We start from the raw sequence: 14,704 nt of genomic DNA, 5'->3' as shown, positions 1-14,704 counted from the left end.
GGAGTGAATCGCCGGCCCGTCCCTGAGTCTCGCCGACCGGCGGTATGGCCGCCGATCGGGGATAAATCACTTTAAGCTGAGATTATGCGCCTTCGCCCATTTTCTTAATCTTCCGCAGGCATTGGCGTAGGGCGATGAGGTATTAAACGAGATCATTCTGCCCATCGTCCACTTGCCGTACCAGGATACGCCGTAGAGCGCTTCATCGCTGCGCGCCTCGATAAGCTTAACGATGTTATTTTTTTCAGCCGCGAGGCTGGCGAAAAGCTCATCGTAAGTCGATGTTTTGAAGTCCGAATAGAATTTTTGCGCCAGAAGGCCTAGCTGATTCCACTTATAGCCCGTTTCCGGAAAATCGACGGGCAGTCCCTTTTCATCGCGGGTAATCCACTTGACCACCAGGGCATTCCACCCCAATAAATAGGCGACCAGATCGCAAACGCTCATCATCGTATCTTTAGCGTGCCCCTCCATAGACTTCTCCGCGGCGAGCTCCGGTGGAATCGCATTGAGATAGCCGGTTAATTTTTTGAAATTTTTATCAATTTCCGCAAGCAGCTCGGGCTTGGTCTGCGGTACGCCCATAAGAATTTACGCTCCGTTTTTTAGCAAAAAGGGGAGCCGGATGACGCCTCAAGGCGAGCGGGCAGATCCCGGCCGCGCGTGATCTATCCGATACGCTCGTCATACGGCTGCTTTTAGATTAAGAGATTGTTAATTTTAAATATTATTTAGAGTATATAACCCGATTCTCCTACAATTTCGTAAATATCGCCCGATTTACCTGCGGTGATTTTTTTCATCCAGCGTTGAGGCGCAATTTTCCATATAGGCGAACTGATCTCCCGCCCGATCGAAGAAGCGGCGCACATAGGGTCTTATTTGCGCGGCCAAGCGCGCATCGGGACTATATATGTAAAAATAGCCGGGCGCTTCCCCCTCGCCCGCCGTCGGCCGTGATTGTTTATGTCCGGACACCATAACGTAGCGAAAAATGTTATTAGCATGCCCCGCATCGCGATGTTATTACTCGGAAATAGGAGATTATCCCCACTAAATAATAGGAACGGAAATAGCATGTCACAAGCATATGACGGCGCCATTGGCCTGCCCGCGCTCGAAGCCCGACTAAAACAGGATCTGGAATGGCTGGCGCTGCCGGCGAAACGCTGGCTGCCGGTTACGGAACACGCGGGAGCGCCGGTAAAAGATGTGGTGATTATCGGCGCCGGAATGGCGGGACTGGCCGCGGCGTTCGCACTGCGTCTGCAGGGCGTTGATGCGGTACTGTACGACAAGGCGCCCAAAGACGACGAAGGGCCGTGGGCGACCACCGCGCGCATGGAGACGCTCCGCTCGCCCAAGCATTTGACCGGACCGGCGCTGGACCTGCCCTCCCTGACGTTTCGCGCCTGGTACGAAGCGCAGTTCGGCCCAAGCGCCTGGGAACGGCTGGACAAAATTCCCCGTCTGCAATGGGCGGAATACCTGCGCTGGTATCGACGCGTGCTGGCGCTGGACGTCCGCAACGAGCAGACGCTGACGAACCTGAATCTGCGCGACGCGCGCTTCGTCGAACTTTCATTCCGACATCGCGGCCGGGAGGAGACGATCGTCGCGCGCAAAGTCATTCTGGCCACCGGTATGGACGCATTCGGCGGCCCCGCTATCCCTGAGTTTGTCGCCGAACTGCCCAAGCGCTTTTGGGCGCACGCCGAAGAGTCCATCGATTTCGCCGCGCTGGCCGGGCGGCGGATCGCGGTCGTCGGCGGCAGCGCGACGGCCATGGATGTGTCCGCCACCGCGCTGGAGGCGGGCGCGGCGGGCGTGGAGCTATTGATTCGCCGTGCCGATTTTCCGCGCTACAACCGTTCGAAGGCGCTGGGCAATCCCGGTATGGAGAACGGATACTTCAACCTGCCGGATGTCTGGAAGTGGCGCGTGGCGCACCATATCGCCAGCGAACAGATCGCGCCGCCGCACGGCAGCACGCTGCGCGTTTCGCGCCATAACAACGCCTGGTTCAATTTCAATTCGCCGGTGCAGCGCGTCGAGCCGCGGGGCGACGGCATCGCGATCCACACGCCGCAGGGCGAGATCCCGGCGGATTTTCTCATTCTGGCGACGGGCTATCGACTGGATTGGGGCGCACGCGCCGAATTCCGGTCGCTAGCCGGCCAGGTTAAAACCTGGGGCGATGCCTGGCGGCCGCCGGCCGACCTGCGGAATGCCCAGCTGGCCGACTATCCTTATTTAAGCGCGGACTTTTCGTTTCAGCCTAAGCACGCCGATGCGCCGCCGGCCCTGACGCGGCTTCACTGCTTCAGCTACCCCGCGCACTTAAGCAACGGACACGTGGTCGGGCTGATCCCCGGCATCAGCCACGGCGCGCGGACATTGGCGCAGGCCATCGCCGGCCAGCTCTGCGTTGAAGATAGCGAATACCACTACCGGAACATTCTCCAGTACGATGATCCCGAGCTGCAGGGAGACGAATGGCGGCCCGCCGCGCCCTATGCCTGGCGCCAACGCTGACGGCATCGACTATGTGAGAAGAACAGTCGCGCCGGCCGCCGCCGGCGCGACGGCCCCCTGTTTTCCAACAAGATTTCGCATAACCAATATCACTATTGTTCTTTGCTGTTTAGGCCGCGCTGTGAAAGTATCACCCGTAGGATTTAGACGGCTAGCCGTCTGTATGATCGTGCTTTTCATCCGCTGAGCGCACGATGCGCGCACCATAACGACAGGAAGATACTGATGCTGATCTCTTATCCCGTACAGAAAATCCTCCCGCTGGCCGCACTGGCGCTACTGGGGCTCGGCGGCGGCGCGTTCGCCGCGGACGCGGCGCCGAAAACCGGCGGTACCCTGATTTATCTCGAACAGCAGGCTCATACCAACCTCTACCCGCCCGCCGGGGGCTTCTACCCCAACGGCGGGATCCTGAATCAGATCACCGACAAGCTGACGTGGCAGAATCCCGAGACGCTGCAAATAGAGCCCTGGATTGCGCAATCCTGGACCGTCAACGACGACAACACCGAATACACCTTCAAAATTCGCCCCGGCGTCACCTTCTCCGACGGTACGCCATTGGACGCCGCGGCGGTGGCGAAAAATTTCGATACCTACGGACTCGGCAACAAAACGCTGAATCTGCCGGTATCGGAGGTGATCAATAACTACCTGAAAAGCGAGGTTATCGACCCGCTGACGGTGAAATTTTACTTCAGCAGGCCGTCGCCCGGTTTCCTGCAAGGCACTTCCGCCATCGGTTCCGGCCTGGTGTCGATCGCCACGTTGGAGCGTAACTTCAACCAGTTGGGCAACGGGCGCAGTATCATCGGCTCCGGCCCGTTCGTGGTGACCGGCGACCGGCCGGGGCGTGAAGTCAAACTGACGGCGCGTAAAGACTACAACTGGGCGCCGGCGAGCTTCGCCCATCAGGGGCGGCCCTATCTAGACGGCATTACCATCCTGGTGACGCCGGAAGACGGCGTGCGCATCGGCGCCCTGCTTTCAGGCCAGGCCGACGCGATTCGTCAAATCCAGGCTTACGATGAAAAACGCGTGCGGGATCGCGGTTTTTCCGTCTACGCCTCCGCCACGCGCGGCGTCAACAACAGCCTCAACTTCCGCCCGGATAATCCGCTGGTCGCCGATCTGCGGGTGCGTCAGGCGCTGCTGCACGCCACCAACAGCAAAGAGATCGTACAAACGCTGTTCTCGGAACACTACCCGCAGGCCACCTCCATCCTGGCGAAAACGGCGGCCGGCTACGTGGACCTGTCCGACAGGCTGGCCTTCGACCCGGAAAAATCGGCGCGACTCCTGGATGACGCCGGCTGGAAAACCGGCGCCCAGGGCGTACGGCAAAAAGACGGACAAACATTAACGCTGACCGCCTATGAGTCGCCGCCGCAGCCGCAGAATAAGGAGACCCTGCAGTTGGTGGCGCAACAGTGGGCGAAAATCGGGGTGCAACTGAACATTCTGGCCGGCGATGCCGGCAGCAAAACCGTGGATAACCTCGATCCGGCCAAAACCGCCCTTTATCCCTCGATGGTGGGGCGCGCCGACCCCGATGTGCTGAAAAGCCAGTACTACCCGACGGTTCGCAACGTATTGCTGCAAAAAGGCGGCGCCAGCGATAAGGTGAACGATTTTGAAGACGCCCGCCTGAATACCCTGCTGGACGATATCGCCGCCGAAACCCAGCGTGAAAAACGCCTGGCGCTGGTCGGCGAGGTGCAGCGCTACCTTATCGATCGCGCCTACATCATTCCCATTTTCGAAGAACCGCAGGTCTATGCCAGCGCGCCGACGACCAAGGGAATCGGCTTCGAGGCGGTCGGCCGCCCCAGCTTCTATAACGCCTGGTTGGATAAATAGCCAAATAAATCATCGCCTTTCCTTGCCGCTCGCCGGCAGGGAATGAGCAAGGAGGAACCATCATGGGCAGATATCTGACGGTGCGTTTCGCGCAGGCGCTGATTGTACTCTGGGCCGCGTTTACGCTCGCCTTCATTCTGTTGCAGGCGCTGCCGGGCGATGCCGTGCTGATTAAATTCCAGAATCCGGAGCTGGGGCTGAGCGCGGATCAGATCGCCCAGCTGCGGCTGGCCTACGGCAGCGACGTTCCGCTGCTGACGCAATACTTTCACGCCATCGGCAGCCTGCTGCACGGTAACTTCGGCATTTCTCTGCAGTCCGGCCTGCCGGTGGCCGAATTATTGGCGGAAAACGTGCCGCCGACGCTGCTGCTGGCCGCGTTGGGGCTGGTTACGTCGGTTATCTTGGCGTTTCTGATTGCCGGGTTCGCTTTTATGAGCCCGTTCCAACGCCTGCGCGCGGCGCTGCACTCCCTGCCGTCGCTGTTTATTTCCATCCCCACCTTCTGGCTCGGCATCGTACTGATTCAGATCTTCTCCTTCCAACTGGGGCTGATTCCAGTGATCAACCCCGGCGAATGGGAAGGATTGATTCTGCCGACGCTGACGCTGGCCCTGCCGATTTCCGCGCCGCTGGCGCAAATTCTGATGCGCAGCATCGAACAGGTGCAGACGCAGCCGTTTGTCGCCGTGGCGCGCGCCAAGGGCGCCAGCCGTCTCGGCGTGCTGTGGCGGCACGTTATCGGCAACGCCCTGCCGCCGACCGTCACGGTGGCGGGCCTGCTGCTCGGCGAACTGCTGGCCGGCGCGCTGGTCACGGAAACCGTATTCGGCCGCAGCGGACTAGGACAGCTTACCCAGGAGGCGGTGAATACCCAAGACAGCAGCGTGCTACAGGCGATTGTGGTGATCTCTGCGGCCGCGTTCGTCGTCATTAACCTGCTTATCGATCTGCTCTACCCCCTGCTCGATCCCCGACTGAAAAACACCACAGGAGTCGCGTCATGACGATCGCTCATCAGGGAAAAATCGCTTTCCCGCTACGGCGAAAGGGGGCGGATCGCGCCCGGCGCGCCGTGCAGCCGGGGCTGATCGCCGCCTGGCTGGTGCTGCTCGCCGTGGCGCTGTGGGCGCTGTTTCCCGGCTGGTTTACCGCCTATAGTCCGATAGAGGGCGTCGCCGGCGCGCAGCGCCTGCCTCCGGGCGCGGGCTACGCGCTGGGCACCGATCAACTGGGGCGGGATCTCTATACCCGCATCGTGTATGGTTCCGTGCATACCCTGTCCGGCGCCGCGCTCGCCGTCGGGCTCGGTCTGGCGCTGGGCACGCTGTTCGGCCTGCTGGCCGGCGCGGTCGGCGGCCGGCTGGATAGCCTGATCATGCGCTTTATCGATATTCTGCTCGCCATCCCCAGCCTGCTGCTGGCGCTGAGCGTCATCATTCTGTTGGGATTCGGCACCGTCAACGCCGCCGTCGCCGTCGGCATCACCTCCCTCGCCGGCTTTACCCGTCTGGTCAGGGCCGAAGCCCTGCGCGTGCGGCGCAGCGACTATGTGGAAGCGGCTTACGGCAGCGGCGGCTCGTTCTTTAGCGTGTTATGGCGTCATATTTTGCCCAATACCCTAAGCACCGTGCTCGCCTTCGCCGCCCTGCAGTTCGGCAGCGCCATTCTGGCGATCTCCACCCTCAGTTTTCTCGGCTACGGCGCGCCGCCGCCGACCCCGGAGTGGGGCCTGCTGATCGCCGAAGGGCGTAATTATCTCTCAACCGCCTGGTGGTTAACCGCCTTCCCCGGTTTGGTCGTGCTCCTAGTGGTGCTGTCCGCCAACCGTATCAGCCAATCACTGCGGAGGGAAAGAGAGTGAGTCTGCAAATCAGCCGGCGGCGGGCCGGCGCCGCGCCTCCGGTGCTGGAACTGGAGGACGTCGCCATCGGCTACCGCGTCCGGGGCGCCGAACGGACGGTGGTGGAAGGCGTGTCGTTTCACATCGACGCCGGCGAAGTGGTCGCGCTGGTCGGCGAATCAGGTTCGGGGAAAACCACCACCGCGCAGGCGGCTATCGGCCTTCTCCCCGAGAACGGCCGCCTGATGCGCGGCGCCATCCGCCTTAACGGCGTCGACATCGGGCGCTGGCCGCAAAAGCGTCTGGACGGCATCCGCGGCGCGCGCATCAGCCTGATCCCGCAGGATCCGGTCAGTTCGCTCAACCCCGTCAAAACCATCGGCGCGCAGGTGGATGAAATTCTGCATCTGCACCAGCGCGCCTCGAAACGCGACATCCGGGAAAAAACGCTCAGCCTGCTGGCGCGCGTGGGGCTGACTCGGCCGGAACTGCGGGTAAAACAGTATCCGCACGAACTCTCCGGCGGTATGAAGCAGCGGGTGCTCATCGCCATCGCCATCGCCCTGAAACCGGCGCTGATTATCGCCGACGAGCCGACCAGCGCGCTGGACGTCACGGTACAGAAACGCGTACTCGATCTGCTGGACGAACTGCGGCGGGAAAACGGCACGGCGCTGCTGTTCGTCACCCATGACCTGGGCGTCGCGGCGGAACGCGCCGATCGTCTGCTGGTTTTTCAGCGGGGTTATATTCAGGAACAGGGGCCGACGCGTGAAATCCTCACGGCTCCGCGCAGCCAATACGCTCGGGCGCTGCTGGCCGATGTGCCGTCGCTCAACGCGCCGCGGCGCCCTTCCCGTTCGGGAAGCGGCGAAATAGCGATCGGCGTGGAGAATCTGGTGCAGGAGTACCGGCCGGCGGGAGCGAAGAGCGCGCCTTTGCGCGCCGTTGACGACCTGTCGTTCACCGTGGAGCGCGGCACCACGCACGCCATCGTCGGCGAATCGGGATCGGGAAAAACTACTACCGCGCGCAGCCTGCTCGGCTTTCAGCGGCCAACCTCCGGGCGCATTCTGATCGGCGATACCGACATCGCCCGACTGAAGGGCGAAGCGCTGCGCCAGCTGCGGCAAAAAATTCAGCTGGTTTATCAAAATCCCTACAGCTCGCTCGATCCTGCGCAGAGCCTGTTCTCCATCGTCGAAGAGCCGCTGCGCAATTTTAACCGCTATAGCCGGGCGCAGCGCGTCGACAAGGTGCATGAGATTTTTGCCCGGGTGGCGCTGCCGGAGGCGCTGCTGAACAGAAAACCGCACGAGCTATCCGGCGGACAGCGGCAGCGGGTGGCCATTGCGCGCGCGCTGGTGCTGGAACCGCAGGTGTTGGTGCTGGACGAAGCCGTCTCGGCGCTGGACGTCAGCGTGCAGGCGCAGATTTTGCGGCTGCTGGGGGAGCTTCAGCGCGCGCTCGGGCTGACCTACGTCTTTATTTCTCACGATCTGGCCGTGGTGCGCCAGATCGCCGATACCGTAACCGTTCTGCATCACGGCAAACAGGTGGAGTCCGGGCCGGTGGAACGTATCTTCACGCATGCCGCCCACCGCTATACGCGCGAGCTGATCGCCGCCATTCCCGGCCGGCCGGCGTCGCCGGCATTGAGCATACAGGAGAGACTATGACCTGGTACGACCATGATATTTTAAACGACTTGGCGGAGATCGCCCCGGACGGCGAACTGGCGCGGGCGCGTCAAACGCGCGGCGCGGCGACGCAGCACGCCGAAGGCAGCTATCGGGCGTTATTCGACGTTGACGAAAGCGCTACGCCGCCGCTCTCGTTACGGCTGTGGCTGGCGGAAAACATCAGTGACTGGCATCAGGATAGCCGGCTACGGCAATTTTACGCCGACCGGCGAAAAACCTTGCCCACGCCGCCGTCAAACCCCGCCGTCGGCGCCGCGTTAAGACACGCCGAGCGCCTGACGCGCGACCCGGCCGGCGCCGAACCCGCCCACCTTCAGGCGCTGATCGCCGCGGGCTGGACGCTTGACGCCATAGTTACGTTGTCACAAATAGCGGCGTTCGTCAGTTTTCAAAGCCGGCTGCTGCGCGGTTTGCGTCTACTGGCGGAGCGCCGCGTCGATACGCCGCCGGAAAAAAAAGCCGTGGCCGGCCGCTGGCGCACCGAACCGCACACCCAGAGCGGCCAGCGCGCGCCGCAGGCGTTCACTCAGGAAGAGCTCGGCTGGGAGCCCTGGGTGGAAGCCAAGGCGCTAGACGCATTCAACGCCGGTGAGCAGGCGCTCCTCGCCCGCTTCGGCCATACCGATTCCGATTATTTCCGCCTGCTGGGACGCAACCTGCCGGTGCTGGAACAGCGTACGCTGACGGATAAGGGGATTTTTTACACCCCGGGCGGCCTGCCGCGCGCGGAGCGCGAACTGGCGGCGGCGGTCGCCAGCAAAGTCAACGGCTGCATTTACTGCGCCTCGGTTCATGCGCGCAAGGCCGGCCAGCTGTCTAAACAGCCCGCGGCGCTGCAGCGCCTGCTGGATACGCCGCCGGGCGGCGACCTCGCCCAGGATCAGCCCGCGCGCTGGCAGGCGATCGTCGCCTTCGCCGCCAGGCTTTCCGCCACGCCGGCGCAGGCCGACGCGCAGGATCTGAAAAGCCTGCGCGAACACGGGCTGAATACGCTGGAAATCCTCGATTTGACGCAGTCCGCGGCCTTCTTCGCCTGGGCCAACCGGCTGATGCTGACGCTGGGAGAACCGTTCCGGCCTACGCGCTAAACGAGGGAAGCGCTATCGCCCGCCGGACGAAGGGTGCGCCATCTCCGGCGGGGCGCTTCCCCTATCGGCTGAAAACGCGTTGCAAACGGCCGATCGCCTCAGCCAGCCGCGCGCGCGGCAGGGCGAAATTCAAACGCATAAAACCGGCTCCCGACGCCCCGAAGCGCAGGCCGCTTTCCAGCAGTAATCCCGCATCGTCAAACAGCCGCCGCTCCAGCGCCTGCTGCGCCAGCCCGGTTTTTCTGAAATCGAGCCAGGCGAGATGACCGCCCTGCGTCTCGAACGCCTCGATATCGGCAATCCGCCCAATGCCCTCGCGCAACAGCGCGGCGTTGCTCCTTAAGTAATCGCACAGGGCATCCAGCCAATCCGCCCCGTGGCGGTATGCCGCGTCCGCCGCGTAAAGCGCGAACAGGTTGGGTTGATGGATATTGAGCCGGCGGAAAACGCGGCTGATTTTCTCCCTGAGCGCCTCATTGCCGATAATCAGGTTGGCGATTTGCGCGCCTTCGATATTGAAAGTTTTGCCCGGCGACGTGAAGGTAACGGTGAAATCGGCGAATGACGCGTCAAGAGCGGCCAGCGGCGTATAGGGAACATCGCCGATGATCAGATCGTGATGCACGTCATCCGACAGCAGCAGCAAATTATGTTGCCGGCAGAAACGGCCGATCTCCCGCAGTTCATCCGCGCGCCAGACTTTACCGATAGGGTTATGCGGGTTGCACAAAATCATCAGGCGGGTTCTGCCGCTAAGCCGGCGCTCAAGCCGGGCGATATTCAGCGTATAACCGCCGTCGCCTTCATCTAAAATCACCTCGATGGTATTGCGCCCGGTCTGTTCGATAACGCGAGCGAAAGCGCCGAAGCCGGGCGAGAGGATGATGATATCGTCCTGCGGTTCGGTCAGCGTTTGAATGACCACGTCCATCGCGGTCTCCACCGAGTTGACGAGCGTCACCCACCGCGCCGGAATCCGCCAGCCGTGCCGCGCCGCCAGCCAGGCGCGCAGCGGTTCGATCACCAGACCGGCGCAGTCGGTATAGCCGAAAACGCCGTGCGCGGCCGCATCGTACAGTGCCTGCGTCACCGCCGGCGGCGCGGCGAAATCCATATCGGCGATCCATAGCGGGATCGCCGGCTCGCCGAGCGCGTTGACGCGGTTCGCCACCGCCAGCCATTTGGTGGAATTTCTGCCGCGTCGGTCAATAATACGATCGAAGTCATAATGCACGATTCATCCCTCCCAATCATGGATTCAGCGGCGCGCGGTCGGGGATTTCTCAGGCTCCGCGTAGTTTATAACGTATCCCGGCGCCCCATAGGCAATCGATTGTGACGACAACCGGTTAAAAAACAGCGAAAACGGCAAATTTTTTAACGATTCCGGCATAAAACTCGGAACAAATCGCGTTCCTCCGCCCAAAACTCATTTTTTCTCATTAAATAACAATAAATTATATATTCGACTCGCTATAGCCTCCATTTCCTCCACCGGACGGAAGCGCGCTTGCCTTTCATGACTTGAGTTGTATGATACAACCCAAGTCAATTATCAATACAGGTAGTGCGATGAAAGATTTATATCTCTTCGAACTCAATGCCATAACCGAACCCCCCTGCGGGATCGACGCAGGCCATTGCCGCGACCGCCGTTTAGATGCTTATTTATTAACCGGCGTGGCGCAATTTATTGATACATTGGATAGCGATAGCTGGAAAGTGATAATTCCTCATGGCAAAGACGAAAGCGACGCCTATTGGCTAAAAGACGAAAATTCGGCATCCGGTAAAAACTTCATATATTGCAACACATATACTGAGCTGATTGATTTTATCAAAAAGCATAAAGAATACGCGGCGACACTCTTTATAAATGATTATCTAGACGCCATTGACCCGCTGGTCAAATTAAATTGCAAGGTCATTCTTATCGACAAAAACGACGACCTGCTGCCGCCCCATAATTGTCTGTATGCAAATAACTACCTAAACATACAAAAAATCATTAATCCATAACTCAGGCATTAATATATACTCTAAATAATTCGAGTTGCAGGACAAAAACGCTAAAGCGTTTTTGAACAGCGCTTGCGCTGACCCCGAAGGGGTGAGGTCATCAGGCCGAATAACGCGGCATTGCTGCGACAAATTCGTCAGGAACGAATTTGACCAGCCAAAGGCTAACCTGCGGTGAGAGACAGGATGTCTCTCATTAATCCTCAGGAGCTTACTGAAGTCAAGCGACTGGGGTGAGCGACAAATCTGCCGGGAGCAGATTTGAACGCCGCTTGCGGCGGCCCCAACGGGGCGAGTAACAAAGCCAACGCATTCGCAGCTTGAAGTATGACGAGTATAGCGTCATTTAACAACATCCCCCACAATAGCAATACGGATGTCACCATGAGCGATACAATAATAGAAAAATTTCAAAACGATTTTATATTAAACTTCACCAGCGACATTCCATTGTATAAACAAATCGAAAATTTCATTATCTCGCATATCCGTTTGGGCCTTTTTAAAGACGGAGAGAAAATGATTTCTGAAAACCAGCTGTGCGACCTGCTGAAAATCAGCCGCACCACCGCGCGTCAGGCAATGAACAGCCTATATGATCAGGGTTTCATCACGCGGATACGCGGGAAAGGCTCGTTTGTGCAAACCGGTAAGATTCAGCGGAATATCAATAACCTCTATAATTTTACCGAAAGTATTATGTCCGTCGGGCTCGAACCCTCATCGACAGTGATAGAACAAGGCGTCGTTAAGGCCGACGCCGCGATCGCCAAAAAATTAAAATTGCCCGCAGACGCCGACGATGTTTTTAAAATAGTCAGGGTAAGAAATGCCGATGAATCGCCAATCTTATTGGAGACCACCTATATACCTTACTATTTATGCCAGGGCATCGAGCAGATAAAATTCGAGCACCGCTCACTCTATAACGTATTGCAAAAAATTTATTCACTACCCTTTGACTATGCCGAAGAAACGATAGAATCCATCCTGATAGAGAACGCCGCCGTCCGCGCGTTGTTAAAATGCGACAACAGCATGCCGGGATTCTTTATTAATCGGCTATCTTATTTAAATGACGGCAGCGTATTAGAGTATACGCACTCTATTACCAGGGCGGATAAGTGCGCATTTAAAATAATCCTCTTTAACGGCAAAAAAGAGAAGCTCACCTTCGCCAAAAACTTTACCCGTTAATCGCGCCGTTGCCGACGTTCCCCGATTAACGGCCCGTCGATCCCCGCTAGAGAGAGAAAGCGCGGCGCGCCTGCCGGCGCGTAGCCAGCAACGCCGCCGCCAGGTGCGCCTCATCGACGGCGAAAGGGAGACGCGCCCTCGCCTCCGGCTTGATGTTAACCCCGGCGGCGATATGTTTGAGCAGCGCCGCATTGTCTCCGATGCCCAAATCCTCCGGCGTAAGCGGGATCGCCAGCCGCTCCAGCCAGCCCAGCAACGGCCGGCGCTCAACGGCGGCCTCGTACTGCAGTATCGCCTGTACGCCAAGCGCATAACCGACCTTTTCGCCGTGCAGCCAGGCATCGAACTCCGGGTGTTGGGTCATGCTGTTGTGGATGGCATGGGCCACGCCGATGCGTTGGCTGTCGTCGCGTACGCTATTGGCCAACCCGGCTAGCGCGATCGCGGCGTCAATGACGCGGGCAAGCGCGGGAGTGACGGCGGCGCGCCGGTTATCCTCCAACGCCTGCTCGGCATCGCGTTCGAAGATTTCCAGCGCCATTTTCGCCGCCTGAATTTGCAGGGATAGCCCCAGATCCGTCTCCCCCTGCCGCAAATAGGGCGTGAACTCAAACCATTTGGCCAGCGCGTCGACAATGCCCGCCTTCAGGAAGCGCACCGGCGCCGCAGCGATCATCTCGGTATCGACCAGAATCCACAGCGGGTAGCGCTGTAGCGGCAAAGTGCCGCAATGAGCGCCCCGTGAATCATATAGCACGCTAAACGGCGACCAGGCGGCACAGGTTGCGGCCACGGTCGGAAGCTGAATCACCGGCAAACGCCCGGCGACTTCACCGACGCCCTTGGCGGTATCCATCGCCACGCCGCCGCCAATGCCGATAATCGCCTGCGCCTTTAGCGTCGCGGCCTGACGCGCCAGCCGCTGGATAGTCTCCAGCGTGCATTTGCCCTGCTGATACGCCACCTCAAAAACAATGTTATGAGAATGGAGGCTTTGCGCGACCGCCGCTCCCGTTTTGTCCCATGCGGTGTGGCCGCTAATCAGCAAAACGCGGCGCGCCGACGGCGCGACGTATTCGCCCAACTGTCGTACCACGCCGGCCTGTTGTAAATAATTCGCCGGGGTTTTAATCGATATCGCCAACGCTGCGCTCCACTAAAGATGATTCAGCACATGAGAAATCATTTATCGAGATAACGATTTTCATCCGCCATGAAAAAGTTTTTTTCGAGTGTAAACAGCGCCGGCAGCCTGTCAAAAGTCAATTTTACCTTTGCTTAGCCAATAAGGTTATTAAGCTCTAGCATAGCAATTTATTGAATATAAAAAGTTAATTTATGTCGTTAGATAAAAAAAACGCCGGCGTTATAGTTTTGGGCTTGAAATTATCCTTACTGGTTCGGAGAAAAGGGAATGCCGGTATTTAGCCATACCTATTTGCGCGGTTATCTGCGCCAACGCCTGACGGCCGTGGGCGTGGACGAGTCCGTGGCGGGCGAAGTGGCCGATAACCTGGTCGAATCATCGCTAAAGGGGCACGACTCGCACGGCGTGACCCTGCTGCCGCGCTACGTGCAGGCCATCTCCGCCGGCGATCTCAACCCGCGCGCCGAACTAAAGCTGGTGCGCGATGCGGGCGCAATGCTGTCGTTTCATGGCGGCCAAGGATTCGGTCAGGTCATCGGCCGGCAGGCGATGGAGCAGGCTATCGATCGGGCGCGGCAATTCGGCGTCGCGGTCATGGGACTGGCGCACAGCCACCATTTAGGACGCATCGGCGCCTGGGCCGAGCAGGCCGCGGCCGCCGGGCTGGTATCGCTGAGTTTCGCCAACGTAGGCTCGCGCTCCAACGTGATGCCGTTCCAGGGGCAGCGCCCCCGTTTCGGCACCAACCCATTTTGCGTCGGCATTCCGGTGGCCGGAAAACCGCCGCTGGTGCTGGATTTCGCCACCAGTATGATCGCCGGCAACAAGGCGCGTATCGCCTGGAACGAAGGGCGAGAGCTGCCGCCGGGCTGCGCCGTGGATAACCAGGGGCAGCCCACCATCGATCCGCGCTGGCTGATGGAGGCGCCGTTCGGCGCGCTGCTGGCGTTCGGCGGACATAAAGGCTCCGGGCTGGCGCTGGTATGCAGCCTGCTGGGCGCGGCGTTGACCGGCGGCGATACCGAAAGCGCGCCGCCGCCGACCGGCCCCGGCATCATCAACAATATGTTATCGGTGGTGTTCGACCCCGCCCGTTTGGGAGCGGGCGACGATTACGCGCAGGCGGTGACGGAGATGCTGGACTGGACCCGCGCCTCCCGCGACGATCACGAACTTCTGCTGCCCGGCGACGCCGAGCTGCGTCACTATCAGACACGACTGCGAGAGGGCATCGCGATTGACGACGTTAGCTGGCGTCAGTTTCAGGCGCTGGAGAAAGCCCCCCTGTCCGCCCCCCTATTGACCTAAAGAG

Annotated in this window: 12 protein-coding genes; 9 read left to right on the top strand and 3 right to left on the bottom strand. The window is 59.7% G+C overall.

Annotation, left to right across the window (positions count from 1 at the left end; genetic code table 11):
- Positions 1-66: 66 nt before the first annotated feature.
- Complete coding sequence (locus VSX58_RS01550; RefSeq protein WP_327616502.1) at positions 67-585, bottom strand: ClbS/DfsB family four-helix bundle protein; 519 nt, start codon at positions 583-585, stop codon at positions 67-69.
- Between the two features lie 492 nt (positions 586-1,077).
- Here VSX58_RS01550 and VSX58_RS01545 point away from each other — a divergent pair, with 492 nt between their 5' ends.
- The 6 genes from VSX58_RS01545 (at position 1,078) to VSX58_RS01520 (ending at position 9,029) form a co-directional block, all read left to right on the top strand.
- Complete coding sequence (locus VSX58_RS01545; protein ID WP_327616501.1) at positions 1,078-2,535, top strand: NAD(P)/FAD-dependent oxidoreductase; 1,458 nt, start codon at positions 1,078-1,080, stop codon at positions 2,533-2,535.
- Positions 2,536-2,760: 225 nt separating this feature from the next.
- Entirely contained in the window at positions 2,761-4,395 is a 1,635-nt protein-coding gene (locus tag VSX58_RS01540) for a TIGR04028 family ABC transporter substrate-binding protein (protein WP_327616500.1), read from the top strand.
- A 62-nt stretch (positions 4,396-4,457) separates the two neighbouring features.
- Complete coding sequence (locus tag VSX58_RS01535) at positions 4,458-5,402, top strand: ABC transporter permease (protein WP_327616499.1); 945 nt, start codon at positions 4,458-4,460, stop codon at positions 5,400-5,402.
- On the top strand, positions 5,399-6,259 hold the full coding sequence (locus tag VSX58_RS01530; RefSeq protein ID WP_327616497.1) for an ABC transporter permease: 861 nt from the start codon (positions 5,399-5,401) through the stop codon (positions 6,257-6,259). The genes VSX58_RS01535 and VSX58_RS01530 overlap by 4 nt, the downstream gene beginning before the upstream one ends.
- A 2-nt stretch (positions 6,260-6,261) precedes the next feature.
- Positions 6,262-7,917, top strand: a complete 1,656-nt coding sequence (locus VSX58_RS01525; RefSeq protein ID WP_407654847.1) for a dipeptide ABC transporter ATP-binding protein — start codon at positions 6,262-6,264, stop codon at positions 7,915-7,917.
- On the top strand, positions 7,914-9,029 hold the full coding sequence (locus VSX58_RS01520) for an alkylhydroperoxidase domain protein (RefSeq protein ID WP_327616495.1): 1,116 nt from the start codon (positions 7,914-7,916) through the stop codon (positions 9,027-9,029). The genes VSX58_RS01525 and VSX58_RS01520 overlap by 4 nt, the downstream gene beginning before the upstream one ends.
- Positions 9,030-9,090: 61 nt before the next feature.
- Here the strand turns inward: VSX58_RS01520 and VSX58_RS01515 are convergent, their stop codons facing one another.
- Entirely contained in the window at positions 9,091-10,263 is a 1,173-nt protein-coding gene (locus VSX58_RS01515; RefSeq protein WP_327616494.1) for a MalY/PatB family protein, read from the bottom strand.
- Between the two features lie 338 nt (positions 10,264-10,601).
- Here VSX58_RS01515 and VSX58_RS01510 point away from each other — a divergent pair, with 338 nt between their 5' ends.
- Together VSX58_RS01510 and VSX58_RS01505 are read left to right on the top strand one after the other, a co-directional pair.
- Positions 10,602-11,048 carry a hypothetical protein gene (locus VSX58_RS01510; protein ID WP_327616493.1) on the top strand — a complete coding sequence of 149 codons (447 nt, stop codon included), beginning with the start codon at positions 10,602-10,604 and terminating at the stop codon, positions 11,046-11,048.
- Between the two features lie 327 nt (positions 11,049-11,375).
- The gene (locus tag VSX58_RS01505; protein WP_327616492.1) at positions 11,376-12,245 is read left to right on the top strand and encodes a GntR family transcriptional regulator; all 870 of its coding nucleotides are present in this window, start codon (positions 11,376-11,378) and stop codon (positions 12,243-12,245) included.
- A 46-nt stretch (positions 12,246-12,291) separates the two neighbouring features.
- On the opposite strand, the gene VSX58_RS01500 is transcribed toward VSX58_RS01505, so the two are convergent.
- Positions 12,292-13,389 (bottom strand): iron-containing alcohol dehydrogenase family protein, encoded by a 1,098-nt coding sequence (locus tag VSX58_RS01500; RefSeq protein WP_327616491.1) that lies wholly within the window; start codon positions 13,387-13,389, stop codon positions 12,292-12,294.
- Positions 13,390-13,659: 270 nt separating this feature from the next.
- Here VSX58_RS01500 and VSX58_RS01495 point away from each other — a divergent pair, with 270 nt between their 5' ends.
- Positions 13,660-14,700 carry a malate/lactate/ureidoglycolate dehydrogenase gene (locus tag VSX58_RS01495; protein ID WP_327616490.1) on the top strand — a complete coding sequence of 347 codons (1,041 nt, stop codon included), beginning with the start codon at positions 13,660-13,662 and terminating at the stop codon, positions 14,698-14,700.
- Positions 14,701-14,704: the final 4 nt, after the last annotated feature.

Source organism: Brenneria populi, assembly GCF_036016195.1.
Taxonomy (GTDB): domain Bacteria; phylum Pseudomonadota; class Gammaproteobacteria; order Enterobacterales; family Enterobacteriaceae; genus Brenneria; species Brenneria populi.
Note: the sequence above shows the minus strand (reverse complement) of the source record. Positions and strands in the feature narration are given on the sequence as shown.